Source organism: Nocardioides pyridinolyticus (assembly GCF_054653575.1).
In genome coordinates, this window is the sequence record NZ_BAAIFY010000003.1 from 203126 (window position 1) to 226280 (window position 23155).

At 70.0% G+C, this 23155-nt stretch carries 19 protein-coding genes; 10 read left to right on the plus strand and 9 right to left on the minus strand.

The genetic code is table 11. The features are described from left to right. The first annotated feature begins 64 nt into the window (after positions 1–64). From recC to ACYQ0U_RS04585, 4 genes are all read left to right on the plus strand, one after another. A complete protein-coding gene (gene recC, locus ACYQ0U_RS04570; RefSeq protein WP_459969888.1) occupies positions 65–3322 on the plus strand; it encodes an exodeoxyribonuclease V subunit gamma in 3258 nt (1085 codons plus the stop codon). Continuing rightward, the gene (locus tag ACYQ0U_RS04575; protein ID WP_459969890.1) at positions 3319–6591 is read left to right on the plus strand and encodes a UvrD-helicase domain-containing protein; all 3273 of its coding nucleotides are present in this window, start codon (positions 3319–3321) and stop codon (positions 6589–6591) included. Before recC ends, ACYQ0U_RS04575 begins: the two co-directional genes overlap by 4 nt. Before the next feature lie 67 nt (positions 6592–6658). Then, positions 6659–8404, plus strand: coding sequence for an exodeoxyribonuclease V subunit alpha (recD, locus tag ACYQ0U_RS04580; RefSeq protein ID WP_459969892.1), 1746 nt, complete (start codon positions 6659–6661; stop codon positions 8402–8404). 42 nt (positions 8405–8446) lie between these two features. Continuing rightward, on the plus strand, positions 8447–9070 hold the full coding sequence (locus ACYQ0U_RS04585; protein WP_459969894.1) for an ACT domain-containing protein: 624 nt from the start codon (positions 8447–8449) through the stop codon (positions 9068–9070). A gap of 49 nt (positions 9071–9119) precedes the next feature. Here ACYQ0U_RS04585 and ACYQ0U_RS04590 read toward each other — a convergent pair whose 3' ends face one another. Next, positions 9120–9563, minus strand: a complete 444-nt coding sequence (locus ACYQ0U_RS04590; protein WP_459969896.1) for a nitroreductase family deazaflavin-dependent oxidoreductase — start codon at positions 9561–9563, stop codon at positions 9120–9122. Between the two features lie 54 nt (positions 9564–9617). Between ACYQ0U_RS04590 and ACYQ0U_RS04595 the strand changes: the two genes are divergently transcribed. After that, a complete protein-coding gene (locus ACYQ0U_RS04595) occupies positions 9618–10535 on the plus strand; it encodes a 1,4-dihydroxy-2-naphthoyl-CoA synthase (protein WP_459969898.1) in 918 nt (305 codons plus the stop codon). A 141-nt stretch (positions 10536–10676) separates the two neighbouring features. On the opposite strand, the gene ACYQ0U_RS04600 is transcribed toward ACYQ0U_RS04595, so the two are convergent. The 4 genes from ACYQ0U_RS04600 to ACYQ0U_RS04615 form a co-directional block, all read right to left on the minus strand. Continuing rightward, positions 10677–11888, minus strand: a complete 1212-nt coding sequence (locus tag ACYQ0U_RS04600) for a diadenylate cyclase (protein ID WP_459969900.1) — start codon at positions 11886–11888, stop codon at positions 10677–10679. 52 nt (positions 11889–11940) lie between these two features. Next, positions 11941–12906, minus strand: coding sequence for a dCTP deaminase (dcd, locus tag ACYQ0U_RS04605; protein ID WP_459969902.1), 966 nt, complete (start codon positions 12904–12906; stop codon positions 11941–11943). After that, on the minus strand, positions 12903–14315 hold the full coding sequence (locus tag ACYQ0U_RS04610; protein WP_459969904.1) for a hypothetical protein: 1413 nt from the start codon (positions 14313–14315) through the stop codon (positions 12903–12905). The genes dcd and ACYQ0U_RS04610 overlap by 4 nt, the downstream gene beginning before the upstream one ends. Before the next feature lie 74 nt (positions 14316–14389). Further along, positions 14390–14776 carry a hypothetical protein gene (locus ACYQ0U_RS04615; protein WP_459969906.1) on the minus strand — a complete coding sequence of 129 codons (387 nt, stop codon included), beginning with the start codon at positions 14774–14776 and terminating at the stop codon, positions 14390–14392. Between the two features lie 409 nt (positions 14777–15185). On the opposite strand from ACYQ0U_RS04615, the gene ACYQ0U_RS04620 reads away from it, so the two are divergent. Beyond that, the gene (locus ACYQ0U_RS04620; protein ID WP_459969908.1) at positions 15186–15752 is read left to right on the plus strand and encodes a hypothetical protein; all 567 of its coding nucleotides are present in this window, start codon (positions 15186–15188) and stop codon (positions 15750–15752) included. Between the two features lie 40 nt (positions 15753–15792). Here the strand turns inward: ACYQ0U_RS04620 and ACYQ0U_RS04625 are convergent, their stop codons facing one another. From ACYQ0U_RS04625 to ACYQ0U_RS04635, 3 genes are all read right to left on the minus strand, one after another. Beyond that, a complete protein-coding gene (locus tag ACYQ0U_RS04625; protein ID WP_459969910.1) occupies positions 15793–16062 on the minus strand; it encodes a hypothetical protein in 270 nt (89 codons plus the stop codon). Between the two features lie 189 nt (positions 16063–16251). After that, positions 16252–17448: a tyrosine-type recombinase/integrase gene (locus tag ACYQ0U_RS04630; protein WP_459969912.1), complete on the minus strand. Its 1197-nt coding sequence runs from the start codon at positions 17446–17448 to the stop codon at positions 16252–16254. A gap of 33 nt (positions 17449–17481) precedes the next feature. Next, positions 17482–17709: a helix-turn-helix domain-containing protein gene (locus ACYQ0U_RS04635; protein ID WP_459969914.1), complete on the minus strand. Its 228-nt coding sequence runs from the start codon at positions 17707–17709 to the stop codon at positions 17482–17484. Here ACYQ0U_RS04635 and ACYQ0U_RS04640 point away from each other — a divergent pair. Continuing rightward, complete coding sequence (locus ACYQ0U_RS04640) at positions 17708–18457, plus strand: helix-turn-helix domain-containing protein (RefSeq protein WP_459969916.1); 750 nt, start codon at positions 17708–17710, stop codon at positions 18455–18457. The genes ACYQ0U_RS04635 and ACYQ0U_RS04640 overlap by 2 nt on opposite strands. A 4-nt stretch (positions 18458–18461) precedes the next feature. On the opposite strand, the gene mobF is transcribed toward ACYQ0U_RS04640, so the two are convergent. Beyond that, on the minus strand, positions 18462–21095 hold the full coding sequence (mobF, locus tag ACYQ0U_RS04645) for a MobF family relaxase (protein ID WP_459969918.1): 2634 nt from the start codon (positions 21093–21095) through the stop codon (positions 18462–18464). Positions 21096–21341: 246 nt separating this feature from the next. Between mobF and ACYQ0U_RS04650 the strand changes: the two genes are divergently transcribed. From ACYQ0U_RS04650 to ACYQ0U_RS04660, 3 genes are all read left to right on the plus strand, one after another. After that, positions 21342–21683: a hypothetical protein gene (locus tag ACYQ0U_RS04650; protein WP_459969920.1), complete on the plus strand. Its 342-nt coding sequence runs from the start codon at positions 21342–21344 to the stop codon at positions 21681–21683. Continuing rightward, on the plus strand, positions 21680–22174 hold the full coding sequence (locus ACYQ0U_RS04655; protein WP_459969922.1) for a hypothetical protein: 495 nt from the start codon (positions 21680–21682) through the stop codon (positions 22172–22174). Before ACYQ0U_RS04650 ends, ACYQ0U_RS04655 begins: the two co-directional genes overlap by 4 nt. 272 nt (positions 22175–22446) lie before the next feature. Beyond that, a complete protein-coding gene (locus ACYQ0U_RS04660) occupies positions 22447–23142 on the plus strand; it encodes a DUF3800 domain-containing protein (protein WP_459969924.1) in 696 nt (231 codons plus the stop codon). Positions 23143–23155 lie beyond the last annotated feature (13 nt).

A 23155-nucleotide genomic window follows, 5' to 3' on the forward strand; every position in this document is an offset into this window, starting at 1 on the left:
CGTACCCGGGCCCGTCCGGTATCAGTCGGACCGCCTGTCCCCGCTTCACCGTAGGGTGCCCGGCGTGACCCTGCAGATCCACCGAGCCGCGCGCACCGACGTGCTCGCGGACCGGCTCGGGGACCTCCTGGCCGCGCCGCTCGACGACCCGTTCGCCGAGGAGGTCGTCGTGGTGCCGGCCAAGGGTGTGGAGCGCTGGCTCACCCAGCGGCTCAGCCACCGGCTCGGCACCGGGCCGCGCGGCGGCGACGGCGTCTGCGCGGGGGTCCGCTTCCTCAACCCGCGGAGCCTGGTCAGCCTGCTGCTCGGCCGCGAGCGCGACGACCCGTGGGATCCCGAGCGGCTGGTGTGGCCGCTGCTGGCGACCATCGACGAGTGCCTCGGGCGGCCCGGGTTCGAGACCCTCACTGCCCACCTCGACGGCGAGATGCGGCGCAACCGCCGCTACTCCGTCGCGATCCGGCTGGCCCATCTGTTCGCGTCGTACGGCGTGCAGCGTCCCTCGCTCCTGGCCGGCTGGCGCGAGGGCGACGACGGCGATCTGCCGGAGGACCTGCGCTGGCAGGCCGAGCTCTGGCGCCGGCTGCTGCCGCAGGTCGGTGCGCCGCCGCCGGACGTCCGCCACGCCGAGACCTGCGCGGCCCTGCAGGCGGGCGGCGCGGACCTGCCGCTCCCCGCGCGGCTGAGCCTCTTCGGCCATACCCGCATCCCGGTCACCGAGGTCGGGCTGCTGCGGGCGCTCGGCGAGCACCGCGACGTGCACCTGTTCCTGCCCCAGCCGTCCCCGGCGCTGTGGGACGACCTGGCCGGCCTGGGCGGCGTGGTCCCGCGCGAGGAGGACGACTCGACCGAGCGGGTCGGACACCCGCTGCTGGCCTCGCTCGGCCGCGACGCCCGCGAGCTGCTGCGGGTCCTCGACGGCATCCCGGCCGAGGTCGTCGCCACCCCGCCCTCGGACCAGGGGAGGATGCTGGGCTGGCTCCAGCACGACCTGCGCGCCAACCACGCCCCGTCGTACGACGAGCGCGCCGATCGCCACCTCGCCGACGGCGACCGCAGCCTCCAGGTGCACGCGTGCCACGGCCCGGCCCGGCAGGTCGACGTGCTCCGCGAGGTGCTGGTCGGGATGCTCGAGGACGACCCGACCCTCGAGCCGCGCGACATCCTCGTGATGTGCCCGGACATCGAGACCTATGCGCCGCTGATCTCGGCCGGCTTCGGGCTCGCGACCGCCGACGGCCACCCCGCGCACCGGTTGCGGGTGAAGCTCGCCGACCGCGCGCTCTCCAGCACCAACCCGCTGCTCGCGGTCGCGGGTGACCTGCTCGAGCTCGCGGGAGGACGGGTCACCGCGTCCGCCGTGCTCGACCTCGCCGCGACCGACCCGGTCCGCCTGCGGTTCGGGTTCACCGACGACGATCTCGACCGGGTGTCGCGCTGGGTGTCGCGCGCCGGCGTCCGGTGGGGCCTCGACGACGCGTCGCGGGCGGCGTTCCGGATGGAGCGGTTCCCGCACAACACCTGGCGCACCGGCCTCGACCGGATCCTGCTCGGCGTCGCGATGAGCGGCGACGACCACCGCCACCTGGGCCGCGGGCTGCCGCTCGACGACGTCGGCAGCAGCGAGATCGACCTCGCCGGCCGGCTGGCCGAGCTGGTCGAGCGGCTCGATCGCACGCTGACCGCGCTGGCCGGCGCGCAGACCGTGGCGGACTGGACGACCGGGCTGCGCGACGGCGTCCGCTCCCTCACCGACGTCGCGAGCGACGACGCGTGGCAGCTGCCGCAGTTCGAGCGCGAGCTCGCCCGCGCGGCGGCGTCCTCGCACGACGGCGGCCTCGAGCTGCGGCTCTCCGACGTCCGCGCGATGCTCCAGTCCCGGCTGGCCGGACGGCCCACCCGCGCCAACTTCCGCACCGGCGGCCTGACCGTCGCCACCATGGTCCCGATGCGCTCGGTGCCGCACCGGGTGGTCTGCCTGGTCGGCCTCGACGACGGTGTGTTCCCGCGCGCGGGTGTGGCCGACGGCGACGACGTGCTCGCCCGGCACCCGCTGACCGGCGAGCGCGACGCGCGCAGCGAGGACCGACAGCTCCTGCTCGACGCCGTGCTCGCCGCGACCGAGCACCTCGTCATCACCTATACCGGTGCCAACGAGCAGTCCGGCGCGCCCCGCCCGCCCGCCGTGCCCCTCGGCGAGATCCTCGACGCCGCCGACCGCACCACCGCCGAGCCCGTGCGCGACCGAGTACTGACGCACCACCCGCTCCAGCCGTACGACGCGCGCAACTTCCTCAGCGCGGGCCCGTTCAGCTTCGACACCGCCGCGCTGGCCGGCGCGCGCTCGGCGTGGGGAGTCCGCCACGAGCCGCCGCCGCTGCTCGACGGGCCGCTGCCGCCCGGCGCCCGCGACGACGTGTCGCTCCAGGACCTCCGCGACTTCCTCGGGCACCCGGTCCGCGCCTTCCTGCGTGGCCGGCTCGACGTCGCGACGCCGTTCGAGCCCGACGACCTCGCCGACGCGATCCCGGTGACGCTGGACAGCCTGGAGAAGTGGCAGATCGGCGATCGGCTGCTCCGCGAGCTGCTCGCCGGGCAGGACCCGGTCGCGGTGATGACCGCCGAGCAGCTCGCCGGCACGCTGCCGCCGGGCGGGCTCGGCACCACCGCGCTCAACGAGGTCGTCGAGGAGTGCCAGCGGCTCTGGTCGCGCACCGCCGACCTGCGCGACGGCGACCGCCGCTCGGTCGACGTCGACGTGGACCTCGGCGACGGCCGCCGGCTGACCGGCACCGTGCCCGGCGTCTACGGCAGCCGGGTCGTCAGCCTCGGCTACTCCCGCCTCAACGCCCGTCAGCGGCTGCATGCGTGGGTCGACCTGCTCGCGCTGTCCGCGACCTACCCCGACCAGCATTGGACCGCCCACGCCGTCGGCAAGGACCGCGCCGGCCCGAAGCGCGCCCTCAGCGGTCCGCTCGACCACCGCGCCGTCGACTGGCTGCGCCGGCTGGTCGACCTCCGCGACCGCGGCCTGTGCGCCCCGCTGCCGGTCCCGGTGAAGACCGGGCTGGCCTGGGCCGAGGCCCACGCGCGCGAGCTGATGGGCCAGGACACCCCGCCGGTCGAGGCCGCGCGCCGGGAGTGGGAGACCGACCCCCACCACCAGTTCGGCATCACCGGAGAGGACGCAGACCCCTACCACCACCGGGTCTTCGGCGTCGGCGCACCCGTGGAGGCGCTGGTCGGCGCGGGCCTCGGCGACGCCGCCTGGACGATCTGGGAGCCGCTGCTCACCGGCGCCGAGAGGGTCGGCCCCCTATGAGCCCCTTCTCGATCACCGACCCGCTGCCCACGGGCACGGTGCTGCTCGAGGCCAGCGCCGGCACCGGCAAGACCTGGACCATCGGCGCGCTCGTGACCCGGTACGTCGCCGAGGGCGTCGCGCGGCTCGAGCAGATGCTCGTGGTGACGTTCGGCCGGGCGGCCAGCCAGGAGCTGCGCGAACGCGTGCGCGCGCAGCTGGTCGAGGCCGAGCGCGTGCTGAGCGACGAGCCCGCCGCCGCCGACGTCGGCGACTCCGACCTGGTCACGCTGCTGCGCTCGTGGGACGAGCCGCAGCGGCGGCGGGGTCATCGTCGGGTGACCGAGGCGCTGGCCGGGTTCGACGGCGCGACCATCGCGACCACCCACCAGTTCTGCTCGATGGTGCTCGACTCCCTCGGCGTCGCGGGCGACACCGACTCCCGCGCGCGGCTGGTCGAGGACCTCGACGACCTCGTCAAGGAGACCGTCGACGACCTCTACCTCCGGGCGTTCGCCTTCGGCGCCGAGGAGCCGGTGTTCAGCCACGCCGAGGCCCTGGCGATCGCCCGCGCGGCCGTGGGCGACCCACAGGCCGCGCTCGAGCCCGCCGACGAGGACCGCGCCACCGTGCCCGGCCGCAAGGTCAGCTTCGCGCGCACGATCCGCGACGAGCTCGAGCGCCGCAAGCGCCGCCTCGGGATCCTGTCCTACGACGACCTGCTCTCCCAGCTCGCCGACGCGCTGGTGGACGAGGACGGCGCGGCCGCCCAGCGGATGCGCGCGCGGTGGAGCATCGTGCTCGTCGACGAGTTCCAGGACACCGACCCGGTGCAGTGGCAGGTGCTCGACCGGGCGTTCTCCGGCCACGCCACGATGGTGCTCATCGGCGACCCGAAGCAGGCGATCTACGCCTTCCGCGGCGGCGACGTCACCACCTACCTCGCCGCCGCCGAGACCGCGACCACCCAGCAGACGCTGTCGGTCAACTGGCGCAGCGACGGCCCGCTCCTGGACGCCTTCCAGACCCTGATGGCCGGTGCCGCGCTCGGCGACGACCGGATCGTCGTGCGCGACGTCGAGGCCCACCACGGCGAGAGCCGCCTGTCCGGCGGCGCCCCTCCGTTCCGGCTGCGGGTCGTGCGCCGCGAGACCTTCGGCCGCCGGGGCGGCAGCACCCTCGCCGTCGGCCAGGTCCGGCCGCACGTCGCCAAGGACCTGGCCCTCGACGTACGCCGCCTGCTCGCGTCCGGCACGACCTTCTGCGGCGAGCCGGTCCGGCCGCGCGACATCGCCGTCATCGCCTACCGCCACGCCGACCTGGCGACCGTCCGGGAGGCGCTGCTCGAGGTCGGGGTCCCGGCGGTGATCGCCGGCGGCGGCAGCGTGTTCGCGACACCGGCCGCGATCGAGTGGCTGACGCTGCTGGAGGCGCTGGAGCAGCCGCACCGCAGCACCCGCGTGCGGTCGGCCGCGCTCACCTGCTTCTTCGGGCACACCGCCGCCGACCTCGACGCCCGGGGCGACGACCTCACCGACGAGGTCGCGGACACGCTCCGCGGGTGGGTCGAGCTGTTCGCCACCCGCGGGCTCGCCGCGGTGCTCGAGGCCGCGAACGTCGCCGGCCTGCCCGAGCGCGTCCTCGCCGAGGTCGGCGGCGACCGCCGCCTCACCGACCTGCGCCACATCGGTGAGGCGCTGCACGAGGTGACGCTCACCGAGCGGCACGGCCTGCCGTCGCTGCTGACCTGGCTGCGCGAGCAGGTCACCGAGGGGCGCGCCGGCCGCGGCGTCGAGCGCACCCGACGGCTCGACTCCGACGCGGCCGCCGTCCAGCTGGTGACGATCCACGCCAGCAAGGGCCTGGAGTACCCCGTCGTCTACCTCCCCGCCCTCGCCGACCGGTTCGTGCCGAAGCCGACCCGCCCGCTCTTCCACGACGACGAGGGCCGCCGCTGCCTCGACGTCGGCGGGGGCGGCCGGCACTGGGACGACCACTGCCGGCGCTGGGCCGACGAGGAGGCCGGCGAGTGGCTCCGGCTGCTGTACGTGGCGATCACCCGCGCCCAGTCGCAGGTCGTCGCGTGGTGGGCGCCGACCAAGAACGCCGTCGCCTCGCCGCTCCACCGGATGCTGCTGCGCGACGTCCACGCCGCGGACGTGCCGGAGTCGCCGGCCGTCCCCGACGACGACGCGGTGATCGCGCTGTTCTCGGACTGGCGCGACCGCGGCGGTCCGGCGCCGGAGGCCGCGCTGCTGGCCGACCCGGGGGAGGACCCGCCCCGGCCCGCCGTCCCCGACCTGGCCGCCCGCGCGTTCACCCGCGAGGTCGACGCCGAGTGGCGCCGCGCGTCGTACTCCTCCCTCAGCAAGGTCGAGGCCGCCACCGCCCCGGCGGGCGCGGTGACCAGCGAGCCCGAGGTCGTCGGCAAGGACGACGAGCCGCTCGAGCCCGAGGCGGTCGTGGTCCCGCCGGTGGCGGGCGACGTGCCGTCGCCGATGGGCGGGCTGCCGGTGGGCGCGACCTTCGGGTCGCTCGTGCACGCGGTGCTGGAGCACGCCGACCCCGACGCCGCCGACCTGCGCGAGGAGCTGCTCGGGCACATCGACGAGCAGCTCGGCTGGTGGCCGGTCGACCTCGACCGCGAGGAGCTCGCCGACGCGCTGGTCGCGGTCTGCGACTCGCCCCTCGGGCCGCTGGCCGACGGCACCACGCTGCGGCAGGTGCCGCTGCGCGACCGGCTGCGGGAGATGGAGTTCGAGCTGCCGCTCGGCGACGGCCTGCTGCGCGACCTGCGGCCGCTGCTCGAGCGGCACCTCCCGGCCGGCGACCCGGTGCGCGCGTACGCCGACCACCTCGACGGCCCGCTCGGCGACCAGACCCTGCGCGGCTACCTCACCGGCTCGGTCGACGTGGTCCTCCGCGTCCGTTCTGAGCAGGGTCCGCGCTACCTGGTCGTCGACTACAAGACGAACTGGCTCGGGCCGGCCGACGAGCCGCTCACCGCGCACAGCTACGCCCCGGTCGCGCTCGACGCCGCGATGGGCCACTCCGACTACCCGCTCCAGGCGCTGCTGTACGCCGCCGTGCTGCACCGGTTCCTGCGCTGGCGCCAGCCCGGGTACGACCCCGAGCAGCACCTCGGCGGTGTCCTCTATCTCTACCTGCGCGGCATGTGCGGTCCCGAGACGCCGTTGGTCGACGGCGCCCCGTGCGGCGTCTTCGCCTGGCAGCCGCCCGTGGCGCTGGTCGAGGAGCTCTCCGACCTCCTGGACGGAGGTGCCCGATGAGCACCCCACGAAACCGCGGGCTTCCCCCGCTTCGCTCCTCCAGCCCGCGCTTCCGAGGGGACCCCGCATGACGGAGCTGTTCGAGCCGGTCGACGACCACGACTGGCGGCTCGCCGCCGGCGCGACCGGGCTGCTGGCCACCTTCAACGCCGCCGGCGTGCTGACCTCCTCCGACGTGCACGTGGCCACCCGCATCGGCGCCCTCGGCGGCGAGGACGACGAGCGGATGCTGCTCGCGGTCGCGCTCACCGTGCGCGCGGTCCGGCGCGGCTCGGTCTGCCTCGACCTCGCGACCGTCAGCGCGACCGCGCCCGACCTGCCGTGGCCCAACGAGTGGCCGGTCGCGGACTCCCCGCTCGTGCACGCCGGGGCCGTGCGGTGGGAGCACGGGCTGCTCTACCTCGACCGGTACCACCGGCTCGAGTCGCAGGTCCACGACGACCTGGCCGCCCGGCTCACGCTCGCCCCGCCGGCCGTCGACGAGGCCCGGCTGGAGGCGGCGCTGGCGAGGGTGCAGGGCCCCCACTTCAGCCCCGAGCAGGAGGCGGCGGTCGTGGCAGCCGTGCGGCGGCGTACCACGATCCTGACGGGAGGCCCCGGCACCGGGAAGACGACCACGGTCGCGCGGCTCCTCGCCCTGCTGGCCGACCAGGCCGGCGGCGGGCTGGCCATCGCGCTGGCGGCGCCGACCGGCAAGGCCGCGACGCGGCTCCAGGAGGCCGTCGCCACCGAGCTCGCCGCGGTCGCGGAGTCGTGGCCCGGGGCGCCGTCGCTGGTCGGCCGGCTCGACGGGCTCACGCTCCACCGGCTGCTGGGCTGGCGCCCCGACAACGCGACCCGGTTCCGGCACGACCGCTCCAACCGGCTCAAGTACGACGTCGTCGTGGTCGACGAGTCCTCGATGGTCGAGCTGACGATGATGGGCCGGCTGCTGGAGACGCTGCGGCCGGACTGCCGGCTGGTGCTCGTCGGGGACCCGCAGCAGCTGACCTCGGTCGGTGCCGGCGCGGTGCTCAGCGACCTCGTCGCCGGCTACGAGGGCCGACCCGACTCGCCGGTGTCGGCGCTCTCGACCAACTTCCGCTCCGAGGAGGACATCAAGTCGCTCGCCGGCGCCCTCCGCAGCGGCGACGCCGACGCGGTGGTGCGCGTGCTGCGCGCGACCTCCGACCAGGTCTCGTGGGTGGAGACCTCCGACCAGGACGAGGTCGAGGCCGCGCTGCGGCCCGACTCCGTCGCCGCCGCCCGGGCGATCTGGGCCGCCGCGCGCGACGAGGACGCGGCGACCGCGCTGGCCGAGCTCGACCGCTATCGGCTCCTCTGCGCGCACCGCGAGGGGCCCTACGGCGTACGCCGCTGGAACCACCTCGTCGAGCGCTGGCTCGCCGAGGACCCCGACGTCGAGGTCTACGGCGAGTGGTACGTCGGGCGCCCGCTGCTGGTCACCAGCAACGACTACGCGCTCGACGTCTACAACGGCGAGACCGGCGTGGTCGTGCGGCAGGACCAGCGGCGGCGGGTGTTCGTGGCGGGGTCGGAGCGGCTCAAGGAGTTCGCGCCCGGGCGGCTCGACGCCGTCGAGACCATGCACGCGATGACGATCCACAAGAGCCAGGGCAGCCAGGCCGACCGGGTGACGGTGCTGCTGCCCGACGAGGCGTCGCGGCTGCTCACCCGCGAGCTGTTCTACACCGCCGTCACCCGCGCCCGACGCCACGTGCGCGTGGTCGGGTCGGAGGCCGCCGTCCGCGCGGCGGTCGGCACGCGAGCCGAGCGCGCGACCGGACTCCGGCTCCGTCTCGCTGGGCGATGACCGGAAATACCGCCGCAACCTGGCCCGGCTAGGGTCGAGCACATGCCGTACCTGCTCCGCGTGGAACTGCCCGACGTACCCGGTTCGCTGGGTCGGCTGGCGACTGCGATCGGTATGGCCGGCGGCGACATCGAGGCGATCGAGATCGTCGAGAAGCGCCACGACGGCACCGCCGTCGACGACGTCCTGCTCGAGACGGCGCCCGGCGCGATGCCCGACTCGATCGTCTCTGCGTGCAACGCGCTCGACGGGGTCAGCGTCATCTGGATCAGCCGGTACGCCGCCGGCGGCAACCTCGTCCTCGATCTCGAGGCCGTCGAGGAGCTGACCGCCGACCCCGAGGTCGCGCTCGACCGCCTCATCGACCTGCTGCCCGCGACGTTCCGCGCCGACTGGGGGGCGCGGGTCTCGAAGTCCGACGGCGTCCTCTACGCCACCCACGCCGCCCCGGACGACCTGGAGTGGATCCAGATCGAGCGGGCCGAGCACCTCCAGACCGACGACGAGAACGCCGTCCTCATCGGCGCCCGCCTCAACAAGACCGAGTGCGTGTTCATCGGCCGCCGCGGCGGACCGGAGTTCCTCGACTCCGAGGTCGCCCGCCTCGGCCACCTCGTCGGCCTGGCGATGTCGATCTCCCGCACCGCCAAGGCCGTCGCTCCCTGAGGCTCCTCTGGGGTAGTCCCCTGCCGTCACGGTCCCGGCGGCGTGCGGGCTACACCCGCTCGAGCAGGAAGATCGGGATCTCCCGGTCGGTCTTCTCCTGGTATTCGGCGTACGGCGCGTACTGCGCGACCGCGAGCTCCCACCACTCGGCGCGCTCCTCGCCCTCGGCGATGCGCGCGCGGTAGGTGTGCTTCTCGGACTTGTCCTGGAGCTCGACCTCGGGGTGGTCGATGAAGTTCTGGTACCAGGCGGGGTTGTCCGGCGTCCCGCCCTTCGACGCGACCGCGGCGTAGACGCCGTCCTTCTCGACCCGCATGACCGGGTTCTTGCGGAGCTTGCCGGACTTCGCGCCCTTCGACGTGATCACGACGATCGGCCACTCCGGCTTGCCCTGGAGGGTGTTGGCCTCCTGGCCGTTCGTGGCCTCGAACTGCTCCACCTGCTCGCGCACCCAGTCGCTCGGGCTGGGCTCGTACTCGCCTTCAAGAGTCATGCCCCCTCAATGCCCGGTCGGGGCGGCGGCATTCCCCGGCGATAGCCTCACGGCATGAGCGCGATCGACGGGGTGTCGGAGATCTTCGACGCCGACGACTGGGACCTGGTGCCCGGCTTCGAGGACCTGACCGACCTGACCTACCACCGCGCGAAGGCGCACGGCACCGTGCGGGTGGCCTTCGACCGGCCGGACATCCTCAACGCCTTCCGTCCCCACACCGTCGACGAGCTGCTCCGCGTCCTCGAGCACGCCCGCACCACCAGCGACGTCGGTTGCGTGCTGCTCACCGGCAACGGCCCGAGCGCGAAGAACGGCAAGTGGGCCTTCTGCACCGGCGGCGACCAGCGCATCCGCGGCCGCGCCGGTTACCAGTACGCCGAGGGCGAGACCGCCGAGACCGTCGACAAGGCCAAGCTCGCCCGCCTCCACATCCTCGAGGTCCAGCGGCTCATCCGGTTCATGCCCAAGGTCGTCATCTGCGTCGTCCCGGGCTGGACCGCCGGCGGGGGCCACAGCCTGCACGTCGTCTGCGACCTGACCCTCGCCTCCGCCGAGGAGGCGCGCTTCAAGCAGACCGACGCCGACGTCGGCTCGTTCGACGGCGGCTTTGGGTCGGCGTACCTCGCGAAGCAGGTGGGCCAGAAGTACGCCCGCGAGATCTTCTTCCTGGGTCAGGAGTACTCCGCCGAGGACGGCGTGCGGATGGGCACCGTCAACCGCGCCGTGCCGCACGCCGAGCTGGAGAAGGTCGCGCTCGAGTGGGGCCGGCTGATCAACGGCAAGTCGCCGACCGCGCAGCGGATGCTGAAGTACTCCTTCAACCTCCTCGACGACGGCCTGGTCGGCCAGCAGCTCTTCGCCGGCGAGACCACGCGGCTCGCGTACATGACCGACGAGGCCCAGGAGGGCCGCGATCAGTTCCTCGAGAAGCGCGAGCCGGACTGGTCGCCGTACCCCTGGTACTACTGAGCCGACGCGTTTGCGCAGGTCAGAGGGCTGTTAGGGCCTCGTGCGTGGCAGATGCGTGGCAAGAGCGGCCGCCGTGATCTCCGACGCCGCTGCACGAGTGTCGTCTTCGGCCGCCGCACGCTCCAGTCCAACGTGCGATGCTCACTGTTCCTCCCAGGGACGCACCACCCGGGGTCTGCAGTCCAGCACTCCATCCCGGGAGATGACGACCTCGTCGCAGACCACACAGTTCACCTCGACCCGGGTACCCGTTTCCTCGTCGAGAACCAGGGAGACCCGATACGAGGTGCCGCACCGTGCGCAACTCACCGACTCATTGGCGTTCTCAACGCGCATTCGCACGTCCGTGGACGACGTTGACAGCCAGGAAGGGCGTGCGGTCGAGGCGTCGATGCGTGCCAGCGCACTGCCTCCGCAGAACAACGTGATGGGTCCGTCGGCGGAGACGACCACCGCGAGCGCTCCCGGGTGGTCGAAGCTGAACCGCTTGGCTGAGGTGTGTCGTGACCCGCCGTGTTCGGAGGCCACGTCGACCGCTTTGTCGCTGAACTTGAGCTTTGAGGCATAGCGCGCCAGACCGCCGTCGGCATCGACCAAACAGGCTCCGTCTTCGTAGGCGAGCATGTTCCGCAGCAGGACCTGGTCCTCACGTCGAAAGACATTCAGTGCCATTGCTGGCACCGCGCCCTCGTCCGAGGTCCCCTCGAATAGGTCCGCTGCCTCTCCGCTCAGATTGACGACGATCGTCGCGCCGATCCCGTTGGGGCTAAGGCCGTGGTAACAAAGCTCTAGCAGGCGCCCGATCTCGCGCATCCGTTCCAACCGCGAGAGCGAGCCATCGGGCAGCGCGAGCTCGCCCGTCAGGCTGCGGATGACCGATCCCGTCGCCGGACGGAGCGACCAGTCGCCGCCGTCGTTCAACGCGATGCCCGCGCGAGTGCCGATTCGGAGGCGCCCATCGGCAAGCCGTTGAACGGAGACACCCTTCATTCGGGACAGGAAGTCGACAAGGGCCAACTCGTCCTCGACTTCCACGGGGATGATGCCGAGGCGGCCGGTCAGGTCGCGCACCAGCATCGTCGAGGACCCGTCCACCATGGGACGAATGCTCCACACGTCATGATGGACGATCTCGCGTAGGGCTGACTTCTCATCGGCGCCAACTTCACCCAGGTCCGCGACAAGCACACACCCGTACCGTGGGCGCAATCCCTCATGGACAGGTGCGTGGCGTGCATAGATGATCTCTTCCAGCAGGATCGCGTCCACAGTGGCGGCCTCGCCGGCGAGCTTGTCGGGGTATCGCGCGCCCCCGAGGATGGGCACGTCCTCCTGCTCGAGTTCTGCCCGCATGCGCTCACGACGCTGATCGAGTCGCTCGGCGAACCGCTGAGCGACCTCGTTCCTAGCCGACATCGCCGGCCTTGTCGCCGTCCTTATGGCCCTCGCCGAGGTCGCTGTCAGTTGAGGTCATGGCTCCTTGGCCGGTCGCTCTTAGAGGCACTGGCCTGCCGCCCTCGGGTGCAACCGGCCCTGCCCCAGGTGAAGTCGCCGGCTCAGCCAACACCGCGGCTTGCTCGTCGTCGCCAGCGGGCGCGATCTGACGCCGGGACTCAAGACGCTCACGCTCGGCCCGCCTCTCGTCCTCCATGTATGCGTGGCGGAATCTGTGCTCAGGCTCGTCTACGAAGCGCGAGCGTGCACGCGACTGACCGCTGTACCCGGCGTGAGGCTTTGCCTGGTAGGAGTAGGCCGTCATCGTCACCGGGTGGAAGGCCATCTGGGCGACTCGAAGCCCTGGGTACAACACGAGTGGCACGCGACCCGTGTTCTGAAGTTCAAGAGTGAGGTAGCCCTTAAAACCGGCGTCGACCATTCCCGCCGTCGCGTGTACCTGGAGGCCCTGACGAGCCCAAGTGCTGCGCCCCTCAAGTCGGCCGCACAGATCGCCCGGTAGGTGCATGAACTCAAGTGTCAGTGCCAGCAGTAGCTCATCGGGGTGCAGCACGACCCCGTGGCGCTGCCCGGCGGTGAGCCGAAACTCTTCGACGCCGTTCCTCAACAGCTCAGCAGCTGACTCAGGGTCCTCGCCAGGATCCATAGCGCCGAACCGGTAGGGACGCATGGCCTCCCACTCGGTCCCCAGGCGGACGTCGACACTGCTCGTCCCGATTTGGCGATCGTTGATGATCGGGCTGATGACCAGCCGGCTCGGGTGCTCAGGCGGGAGCAACATGCGTCGGATCAGGGCGAGGCTTCCGAGCGGGCTGCTTTCCAGCTCTTGGTAGCGGCCGGCCGCGAGCCGTTCCTGAGCGTCTGTCAGCCCGTGGTTGTCGGCCGGCTCCACCGGCCCCGTGGTCGCCCTCGTCATGCCGTCTCCTGCCCGATGGCCGCGCGCTGCCGTGCATCGCGGCGCTCGCCATCGTCTACCCACCGGTGAACGGCGGCTGACTGGAGCGCACGAGCGAGCCAGGTGTCTCGCTCGACGACGTCGCGCATCGCCTCGTGGATGGTCTTGTCGTCGCGAGGGCCACACAGACTGTCCAGCAACTGCGTCGGATCGCGCTCGCAGTCCTCCAGCCACGCGGCCTCAAGGATCTCCCCGTCAGACAGCGGCCGGTGCACGGCCAGGTTGGTGAGGTCACCCACCTGCTCAGGCGTTAGGGGGGAGGCCGGCGACCGGCCGGCCTGGTCGAGCGCATTGACCATGCCCATGAGACCTTCGACGCTGCGAGCGTGCGAACTCAGTACGGCGGTCGGTGGCTCACCACTGGATATCAGCTGACGGGCCTCACCAACCCGCTCGGGGTCGTTGGTCGACGGCTCGCCTACCAGCTTGAGCGCCTCGGCACGCATCTCGGCGCGGTCTTCCTCTGACGTCGGGTCTGGGGGAGGTGCGGGCGGCTTGGAGCCCGATGTGGGCACAGGCGAGCGCTCGTCCAGACGCCAGACAGACGGCAAGTTGTCGATGAGCGGGGTCGGACCGCCGAGGAGCCGGAGGCGGTCCGCCACCGAGACGCCTCCACCCTGGTGGGTCTTGTACGAAAGCAGGTAGCCCTCGCGGGCCAGTGCGTACGCGTAGGCATCACCGAGTGCACCTTGAGCGATCGCGTCTGCGACGATCTCCTTGAAGCTCGTCAAGTCGGCCTCGCGCCAGCCGCGCTCCTGGGCGATTCGGAGGACGTTCGGGTACACAAGCGCCGCGTCAGGCAGGAAGTAGTGGCCGAGCTCATGGACTGCTAGGGGCCAACGCAAAGGGGTGAGGGTCTCCAGCCAGGGGACGGCGATCGCCGCGGCACTGGGGCCGTCTGCCTGGAGTTGAGTGAAGCGCGTCGCCTCCCATGTCAGCATCCGCGACTCTTGGACGCTGAGGAGTCGGGTGTGTTCGCGACTCATCAACGAGAATCGCATCGAGCGCATTAGCAGGTAGAGCAGGTCTTCGCGGGCGGCCGACCGCCCTGGCAGGTGGGTGGCCACCTCGTAGTGCTGGATGGACAGCAGGTCGAACATGGCGACCGTCGCTGAACTCATCTCCCCGAGCTCGTCCGGAGGCCACTCGCTGGGCTGGTCGCCAAACCCGGCTCGAAGGCCCTCGATATGATCTGCCAGGATCCCCTGCTGCTCGACGAGGAGTTCGCTGACGCGACCTCGGTAGGTCTGGAGCACTGTCCTAGTGCCGGCGTCAGCCGCAGCGCTCGCCTCATCGAGGCCGGCGAGCATGCGGAGGAAGCGCTCACGCACGTCAGCCGCGCTTGAAAGCACGAGGAGCTGCTCGAACATGTGTGGTCCCGGTTGCGATTACTCGGCAGGTTGGCAACCACAATGTTGCCTGCGCTGAGCCCAAATGGCGGGACCTACACGCTTGGTGTTGTCAGGACCTCGTGGGAGTCGTCCAGCGCGGCGCTGATCTCGCCCCGTCCAGCCTCTTGAAGTCGCTGCGCGAGGCGCTTCATCGTGTCTGCCTGCGCCGCCATCTCAGCAGCGTCAAACGCCCCCTCGTCGATCTGCTTCAGGAGCTTCAGGAGAGTCGAGTCGAGGTCCTCTGGAATGTTCAACGCTCCGCGCACGTCGCTCCATAGCCTGCGGGGAACCAGTTGGCTCGTCTCGTACAAGCTCGTGACGTCGGCATGCTCGATCTCCCGGATGAGCATGGCAAGGTCGTGCGCCCGCCGGCGCTGGCCTTGGAGCCGTTCGGGGTCCACGCCTTCTCGCGACAGGCCGTGGAACAGGGCCGCCGCCACGGATGCGTAACTACTCAGGCGAGTGGCCAAAGTAGCGGTCTGCAGGGCTAGCGCACGCTGGCCTGTGCCTACGACCGGTCCGGGTCGGAGAACCTCCGCTTCCATCTTCACCCGCTCCCTCGTCGCCACACGCATTGATCCTCTCGCTGTTCGAGTCCCGCGTCACCCCAGTCTTTAGGATGACGGCAGATCCTCGAGTTGTCGAACATATGTTCGAACAGACCAGCATATCGTGCCAGTTCTGATCTTGGTCTGCGCGTTCTATTGTTCCAATGTTGCCCATCACGCGCCTTGATCTACGCTTAGACGCGCCGAGGGGTTCCGATTTCCATGTCAGTTTCATGCCGCACAAGTTCAGCGCGAACCCTGTGCTGCAAGAGATCGATCCCACCAACAGGAGGTGACGCTCATGGCCAAGTCCGACGGTGGCGTCACCCGCCTCACCCTGATCCCGGATGTACCCAAGCTGAACCAGGAGTTGGGTCTGCCGTGCAAGCGGCCCACTTGCAACAACCTCGCTGAACGAGATCGGGCCGGTAGGCCAACCGACTTCTGTTCTGGGCCGAGCAACTGTCAGGTTACGTATCAGGCCGAGCGGAAGAGGGCGAAACGTCAGCTCGCCGAGGCGGTCGATATCGCGGAACGCTACGAATGGTCGGTGAATCTTCAAGTCGAAAGCGCTGTCAGGAGTGGTGTCCGCTCTCAGCCCCCGACGCAGAAGACTCAGACCGCATCCGCGCCCGCCCCCGTGACGAGCGCGACGCCCAGAGGTCAACCGCAGGCGCCACCTGATGCCGCCCACAACCTCGTGGCGTCGCTGCTCCACGAAGTGGGCCTGGCGCTGGGCGCTCTACAGACGGCCTCACGCCCGGACGCCGATCCGGTGGACTTTCCGCACCGCGCTGCCCGTGCCATCGAGCGACTCGAGCGCGCGCGGGCAAGCGCCTTCGAGGAGCTTGCCGCTCTTGACCCCTAGAGGTTCCAACGGACCAGTCCCCCAATCAGTGGTCTGAGGCTTAGAGGTGTTCCTTAAGCCAGGCGCTCCCCTTCTCGTTGAAGCCCTTCCATGCGGCGACGCCTGAGGACTGCACCACCAACACCTTGTCATTGGCGTCGGTGTGCTCCTTGATTCCGTCGCGCAACTGCACGGCGGAAAGGTTCGTGACAATCACCCACGTGCTCCCGAGGTGATGCCACCAATTCGACTGAGACTTCAAGAACTCGCTCAACGTCGCGTAGTCCTGGCCCGGCCGCTGCAGGTCGTAACTGACTACGTAGGTGTTCATGTGCTGATTGTTGCTCCACCCACCGACAGCTCACCTGTCACCGCGGTGCGACTACATCGCTCGATGTTTCAGCGTGCGCCCGGCGCCTGTCGGATCAGTGCGCACCCGCAATGTCCGGGCTTGCGGGGTGGCTGAGCCTTCTCGACCACGTGACCGACCTCGCGCCGTCCACTTCCTGTGAGATCTGCTTCAAGATCGCAAGTTTGCAGGCCGACCGGGCGGCTGTAGGTCGAGGACGGCAGCAGCCATGCCGGACGCCGCCGCTCGCGTCTTGTCCTCGGCCGTCGGCCAGAGGTGCGCGTACGTGTTCAGCGTGGTCGTCGCCGACGCGTGGCCCATAGCGCGCTGGACGGTGACGACGTCGCAGCCGGCCGCTATCAGGCCGCTGGCGAAGTAGTGCCGCAGGTCGTGCAGCTTGTGTGTGAGGCCGGCATCATTTCGAGTCGAGCGCCAGCGATAGTCGACGAGGTTGTCGTGCCAGGGCTTCCCTCGTTCGTCGAAGAGCCAGCGGTCAGGCATCCCGGTCGGCGTGTGCAGGCGGACGTGCTCGGACAAGATCGCGATCAACTCGTCGGGCAGGAAGATCGTCCGCTCGGACTCGTACTTCGGTCGGCGGACGACGACGGTGATTCCGCCCGCCGCGTCGACGAGGTTCTTCCCGTCGGCGATGTCGGCTGACTTCGCTCGTTGCAGCTGACGGGTGACGCGGAGAGTGCGGCCGAGGAAGTCGACGTCGCTGACCTGGACACCAAGCGCCTCGCCGCGGCGAAGCCCGGCGAAGGCGCACAGGGCGACGTACGCAGTGAAGCCCGGCCGCGACCTCGGTCGATTGGATGGCTCGGCGGCGTTCAACAGCCTCGCGACGTCCGCGTGCGTCGGTATGCGCATCGCTGCCTCGGCCTTCCGCCTGCGCGGCAGGACGACCCCCACTGTTGGGTCGCTGGCTATAAGCCGATCTGCAACCGCCGCGCGGAAGACTCCGCGCACGATTGTGAAGCGCGTGTCGATCGTCGTGGCTGCGAGTCGAGAGGTCATGTTCTTCACCCACGCCTCGACGTGCGAGCGCCGGATCGACCGCAGCTGCATCTCGGCGAACGTCACGCCCGCGGTGGCCAGATCGGCGTTCTCGCGCGTCGACGAGAGCCAGACCTGCCGCGGCGCCCAGTCGGCGTAGAACGCCGCGAACGTGACCTTCCCGGCGGCCGGGTCGATCCAGTCTCCGCGGACGACCTTCGCCTCTTCGGTCGCGATCCAGCGCTTGGCGTCGACCTGCCTCTCGAACGACTTGGTGTGCTGCTTGCCGGCTTCGTCGCGGTACGACCCGCGCCAGGATTGGCGTTCCTTCCAGACCCAGCCCATGGCTGTCTCCTTCCGAGAGATCTTCATGATGCGCCCGTCCGCCGATGGGCGCCGAGCGGTTCAGTGGTGCTGGGGGCGGTTCATCTGCTCGGTGAGCCAGAGGACGACATCGGCCTTCCAGTAGCGGACGTGGCGGCCGACCTTGAAGCTGCGCGGGCCGGCGCCCGTCACGCGCCAGTAGCGCAGGGTGTTCTCGGGGATGCGGAGCAGCGCGGCGGTCTCGTCGAGCGTGAGCATCTCGTCGCCGAGGTTCCTGCGCGGATCGGGGATGGAGGGCTGTGCGGTCATGACGGTTCTCCTCGGTGATTCGACCGGGTGGGTCGCAAGGCGGCGTTTCCACCTCACCCATGAGGTGTGCATGGCATTCCCATCGACGATCAGCGATCATCGAGAGATGTCCTCACGGACAGTCATCGAGGCAGCTCGCCGCGCGGCGGGCCTGTCCCAGCGCCGTCTGGCCGAGATCGCGCGGACCCAGCAGTCGTCGATCTCGGAGTACGAGCGACGCCGCAAGTCCCCGACGCTGGACGTGGTCGAGCGACTCCTCGACTCGGCAGACCACGAGCTGGTCGCCAGACCGATGGTGTTCTGGGACCTCGTCGAGGATGCCGGGGTCGACTCGTTTTGGGTGCCGGACAAGCTGTGGACGGTTCTCTTCCCCAAGTGCTTCGCCAAGGTGAAGGCCCTCAAGTTCCTCTTCCCTCCCGACGCCACGCGCGACTGGAAGCGATTCACCCGGACCTGGGACTTGTCAGTGACGAGCGAGCGCATCGACTACTACGAGCTCGTCCTGCAACACGGCCTCCACAACATGATCGAGGACTCGGTCGACGGAATCCTGCTGATCCAGGCCTGGCCGGACCTGATCTTGCCCGCCGCGGTACGCAGTGCTTGGCAGCCACTCATCGACGCAGCGACCCGGTCCCAGGACGGGAAGCCCATCGATCCCGGTGGTGCGAGCGAGTGGATGGCCGGGGAACTCAAGCTCGGCTGGCCTCTGCCGAAGCGGTGGCGGGGCGCGATTCCGAGTTCGTAGCGCGTCACATCGAGAGCCTGTGGTCGTGGATCGGGGCGACGGCTGGCGGCGGTGGAGCGGGGCGGCGCCGGACAGCCGTGCCGTAGCGATCGATCGCGTCGATCGCCTGGCGTCGAGCGTGGGACGGTCCGAGGTCGGCGCGATCGCGGCTGAAGGCGTCGACCCACTGCTTCCGTGCGTCATCGACGGACTCGGCCACGAGGTGGGCGGTGTTGCTCTCGCGGCCGCGGGTCATGGCGACGTACGCCGCCGCCGCGCCGGTCGTCTCGCTCAGCGCGACGTGGGCGCGGTCGACGGTGTCGCCCTGCGCTCCGTGGATGGTGGTGGCGAAGGCGAGCTCGATGTACTGGTTGGCGTACTTAGCCGGGATCTGTCGCTCTCGACCGCGGCCGCGAAGTGTGAGGCTGCCGTCGTCGCCGATGCCGCTCACGGTCCAGGTCTGGCGGTTTGCGACCTGCAGATTCGGATCGTTGCGGCGGGTGGCGACTCGGTCCCCGACGCCGAGACGCTCTCCGCTGGCGGTTGTGATCGTGCCGCGGTCCTGTTCGCCCGAGTGCAGGTCGCGGATCGCTGCGTTGAGGTCGGCCACCCGCTCGCGACGGTCGGCGATGACGAGATCGCCGGTCGCGCCGACCTCGGCGAGTGCCGCAGTGCGCTCGACGTCCGAAGCGTGGATGGCGATCTGCCCGCGGCGATGCAGCTCGTCGAACACGCTGGCCGGGTCCTCGCCCTTCCGCATGCTCAGACTCAACGCAGCGTAGTCAGGGTCGGTGAACCGGTGCACCTTCTCCAGCGAGACGACGGCTGTGGGGTGTGCCCAGCCGAGGGCGTGGTCGAGTACGCCGCCTCGGCCAACTGCGGGAAGCTGCTGTCGGTCGCCGACGAACGCGACGCGGGCTCCTGTCTCATCAGCGATCGTCAAGAGTGCCCGGGCCGTGTCCTGGTCGAGCATCCCGGCCTCGTCGACGAGGAGCAGATCGCCCGGCCGAAGTTGTGCCGACGGTCCGGGCGTTGCGTGCGGTTCGCGAGTCCATCTGCCGTCCGCATCCCACCGCCAGCCGTGCTGATGGATCAGCCACGCCGCCGAATGCCCGTCGGCACCCGTCTCGGTCGCGGCGACCTCGGCCGCCTTGAGTGTTGGGGTCACCACCATCAGCCGGTGGCCTTGTCGCGCAAGGATCGTCTGGGTCGTGCGCAGCGCAGTGGTCTTCCCGGCGCCGGCCGCGCCCTCGACCACGACGAGCTCACCGTCGCCCGCGAGCGTGCCCACGACCGCAGCTTGAGCTGGGTCGATCCGATCCAGTCCGCGACGGCCGATCCGCACCCGACTCGCGGGCCGCGCTGCACGCCGCGACAGGCGCGTGATGATGTCGCGCTCGACATCGAGCACGTATGGCGACGACAGCGATCGGACGTGCTCCGGTACGCCGTCTCCGGTGAGCAGGCGGGTGCACCGCTCGGCGACTCGGGCAGTGATGTCCTCGGCCAGCTCGATCCGGACCGCCGTGTCGGCGATCAGGCAGGTCTGCGCGAGCAGGATTTCGGTCTTTCCGCGGATGTCGGCCTCGTTCCAGGCTGACGCCTTCGTGCCGAGGACGGAGACGAGCAGGTCTGCAGCTGCGTCGCGGTCGATCCAGGCGGGCTGGGTGCCCCGGAGGGCGACGGCCTCGCCGGGATCGCGATAGCCAAGATCTTGCAGCTCCTGGTTCCACCGCTCGACGAGTTCCCGCCCGTCGAGCGGGACCACCTTGTCGGGACGAGCCTCGGCCCATGCTCGCCTGTCCCACGCTTCGCGGAGCCGCGGTCCCGGCTGGTCACCCAGATGCTCGGCTCGCCACTCAGCCTCGTAGCGGTCGACGTTGCGTCGGATCTGCGAGCTCCTGGCGCTGAAGGCGCCGACGTATGGCGCCAGCTCGCGGATCTCGTTCGTCTCGGGATCGAGGGTCAAGCCATGCGCGGCGAGCGCGGCCCGGAACTCAGGGTCGGTCGCGACCGCCGCATGGCCGATGCCGTTGATCGCCTCGATCGAGTCCCGGAACCCGACCGAGTGGATGCCGCGCCAGCCACCGGCGGCGCAGATGCGGGCGCTGATCTGGAGGTGGAGGTGGCGATGCGGGTCGCCGGCGCGGGAGGTGTAGTGCCGGATAACGGCCGCCTCGATCTTCTCGACCGGCACTTGCACCTGGCGTCCGCGTGGCCCGACACGGGTGGTCGCCTGTGACGCCACCCAGCCGACGATCTCTGTCGCTGCCTTGTCCTGGGCAGCATCCAACGCGGCCGAGATCTCCGGGTGGAGCGCGGCCGCGAGCGACCAGGTCTTGGGTCCGTTGACGGTGACCTCGACGAACCTCAGCGCGCGTTCGTCCTTGAGCAGTCGACCCTTGTTGACGCCGGTGTCGATGTCGATCCCGCCCACCCACTGCTCGTACGTATCGCCGTCCATCGAGCCGACCCGCTCGACGCCGTCGGGTGTCGCGGTCAGACGCTCGGCGACGCCGGTGCCCTCACCGAGGTAGTAGTCGTCGGCGCGTGATCGATCGCGCTCGACGTAGCTGCGGGCAGCCTTCGCGGCGCCGCGGTAAAACTTCACGCCACCGTGCACTCGCGCCACCCCGATCAAGCGTCCGTCGACTACCATCGACAACCACGTATCCGCAGGTCACAGGCCCTTTTCGGCCCCGACTCCTACGATCCTTCGTAGCATGCGTGCCGACTGAAATGGGGGTGTGTTGAGGCGGTAGCGAGGGGGCACGGGGACGAGATTCTGAGAGCCGTGAAGAGTCAATGGTGATCAATGGTTGGGGAGCTGAGGAACGAGGGCGGGTAGGTGGCCGGTGGAGAAAGTCGGTCGGGGCGAGTGGCCGTCGTAAGCGAGAATGCGCGCATGGAAACGGTCACCCTCTGGCGCCCGATGGGCCCCAAGGAACTCGCGCTGGTCGAGGAGTCCGGCTGGCGCGCGTGGCCGCCGAGGCTGCCTGACCAGCCGATCTTCTATCCGGTCCTGAACGAGGACTACGCCGTCCGCATCGCCCGCGACTGGAACGTCAAGGTGAGCGGGGCCGGCTACGCGACGCGCTTCGAGGTCGAGAAGGACTTCCTCGACAGGTACGACGTCCAGCAGGCGGGCGGGCAGACGATCTTGGAGTACTCGATCCCTGCTGAGGATCTCGATGAGTTCAACCGGCACATCGTCGGCCTGATCGAAGTCGTTCGTGAGTTCCGATGACCGACTACGACGTGACGCCAGAACAGGCGTCACACGGCCGAGTGATCCCGGACCGCGACCTGCCGATGGTCGCCGCGCAGTGGTTGGTCGACGGCTATGACTCGCCGCTTCTGCGGGAGATGGCCTCCCTGACATCCAGGCAGGCGCTCGAAGGCGAGGTGCGGCTTACCGACGTCCTGGCCGAGCTCGGCCATCCGATCCGGGAAGTTGATTCGCCTTACGAGCAGTTGCCTTGGCGCGGCCAGTGGGAGGGCATCTGGTGGGCCGTCGATCGGATGGATCGCACCCATCGGCCCTATGCGTCGGCGCAGTACGTCCTCGAGATCATCGGCGACCACGAAGGTCTCTGGGAGCCTGGCGGTGGTGAGGTGCTGATGGCCATGTTGAAAGCCTGGGACGACCACCCCGACCAGCGGTCTGAGACTGATGACCAGATCCGGCGGCATCTTCGGCGGCTTAGTGAGGAGGACGTGCCGCCTCTTGTCGGATAGTCGGGCGCCGAGATGTGCAGCGCGCCTGCAGGAGACGAAGTGACTTGCGTCCGTGGTTACGCTTCAGATGGCTTCGCCACGGCACGCCGCCCTTCGGGTCTGAAGCGTAACCACGGACATCGTTTGCCTATTGGATGCGCGCTTCGCGCCGGTGTATGGTTGCCCACCTGGGCTGGCCGAGAGGCCCTGGTCCAACCTTTAGGCGGGGATATCCCCCGCCACCCTCTTGAGGCGGGTTCTACCCGCCTCAAGTCGTGTCCAGAGGTTCTGCCGTGCGCGAGCTGAGCATCTTCATCGACGAGTCCGGCGACTTCGGCCCGTTCGAGAAGCACGCGCCCTACTACGTGCTGAGCCTTGTCTTCCACGACCAGAGCGACGAAATCGCCGGCCACCTCGACAAGATCCACCATGCGCTCGTCATGCGTGGACTGCCGGAGAACCATGCGATCCACACCGGGCCGCTGATCCGCCGCGAGCAGGACTACCGACTGCTCGATATGCCGTCGCGCCGATCGATCTTCCGAGTGCTCGTCGACTTCGTCCGCACCTGCGACGTCACGCACCACTCGTGGGTGTTCAGCAAGCGCGAACTGGGCGACACCGACAAGCTCGTCAGTGCGATGTCGCGCGAGCTTGGCGAGCTGATCCGCTCGAACTACGGGTTCTTCAACTCCTGGGATCGCATCGTCATCTACTACGACAACGGCCAGAAGGAGATCACCAACCTCGTTAACAGCGTCTTCAACGCTCACCTGAGCGTCGAGGTACGCAAGGTGGTCCCGGCCGACTACAGCCTGTTCCAGGCCGCCGACCTGTGCTGCACGATGGCGCTCCTCCGGCAGAAGATCGAGAGCGGCGGGCTGTCTCCGTCCGAGCGCGGCTTCTTCTCCACGCCCAAGGACAGCGCCGAACGCGCGCTCAAGAAGGGCTACTTCAAGACGCTGGATCGCAAGCGCTTCGGCGCCTGAACCCGCAGGAAAC

Bases quoted from the DNA above. Each gene is read 5' to 3' on its own strand.
- ACYQ0U_RS04575 (WP_459969890.1), top strand. From the start codon at position 3,319: ATGAGCCCCTTCTCGATCACCGACCCGCTGCCCACGGGCACGGTGCTG.
- recD (WP_459969892.1), top strand. From the start codon at position 6,659: ATGACGGAGCTGTTCGAGCCGGTCGACGACCACGACTGGCGGCTCGCC.
- ACYQ0U_RS04585 (WP_459969894.1), top strand. From the start codon at position 8,447: ATGCCGTACCTGCTCCGCGTGGAACTGCCCGACGTACCCGGTTCGCTG.
- ACYQ0U_RS04590 (WP_459969896.1), bottom strand. From the start codon at position 9,563: ATGACTCTTGAAGGCGAGTACGAGCCCAGCCCGAGCGACTGGGTGCGC.
- ACYQ0U_RS04595 (WP_459969898.1), top strand. From the start codon at position 9,618: ATGAGCGCGATCGACGGGGTGTCGGAGATCTTCGACGCCGACGACTGG.
- ACYQ0U_RS04600 (WP_459969900.1), bottom strand. From the start codon at position 11,888: ATGCGGGCAGAACTCGAGCAGGAGGACGTGCCCATCCTCGGGGGCGCG.
- dcd (WP_459969902.1), bottom strand. From the start codon at position 12,906: ATGACGAGGGCGACCACGGGGCCGGTGGAGCCGGCCGACAACCACGGG.
- ACYQ0U_RS04610 (WP_459969904.1), bottom strand. From the start codon at position 14,315: ATGTTCGAGCAGCTCCTCGTGCTTTCAAGCGCGGCTGACGTGCGTGAG.
- ACYQ0U_RS04620 (WP_459969908.1), top strand. From the start codon at position 15,186: ATGGCCAAGTCCGACGGTGGCGTCACCCGCCTCACCCTGATCCCGGAT.
- ACYQ0U_RS04625 (WP_459969910.1), bottom strand. From the start codon at position 16,062: ATGAACACCTACGTAGTCAGTTACGACCTGCAGCGGCCGGGCCAGGAC.
- ACYQ0U_RS04630 (WP_459969912.1), bottom strand. From the start codon at position 17,448: ATGAAGATCTCTCGGAAGGAGACAGCCATGGGCTGGGTCTGGAAGGAA.
- ACYQ0U_RS04640 (WP_459969916.1), top strand. From the start codon at position 17,708: ATGACGGTTCTCCTCGGTGATTCGACCGGGTGGGTCGCAAGGCGGCGT.
- ACYQ0U_RS04635 (WP_459969914.1), bottom strand. From the start codon at position 17,709: ATGACCGCACAGCCCTCCATCCCCGATCCGCGCAGGAACCTCGGCGAC.
- mobF (WP_459969918.1), bottom strand. From the start codon at position 21,095: ATGGTAGTCGACGGACGCTTGATCGGGGTGGCGCGAGTGCACGGTGGC.
- ACYQ0U_RS04650 (WP_459969920.1), top strand. From the start codon at position 21,342: ATGGAAACGGTCACCCTCTGGCGCCCGATGGGCCCCAAGGAACTCGCG.
- ACYQ0U_RS04655 (WP_459969922.1), top strand. From the start codon at position 21,680: ATGACCGACTACGACGTGACGCCAGAACAGGCGTCACACGGCCGAGTG.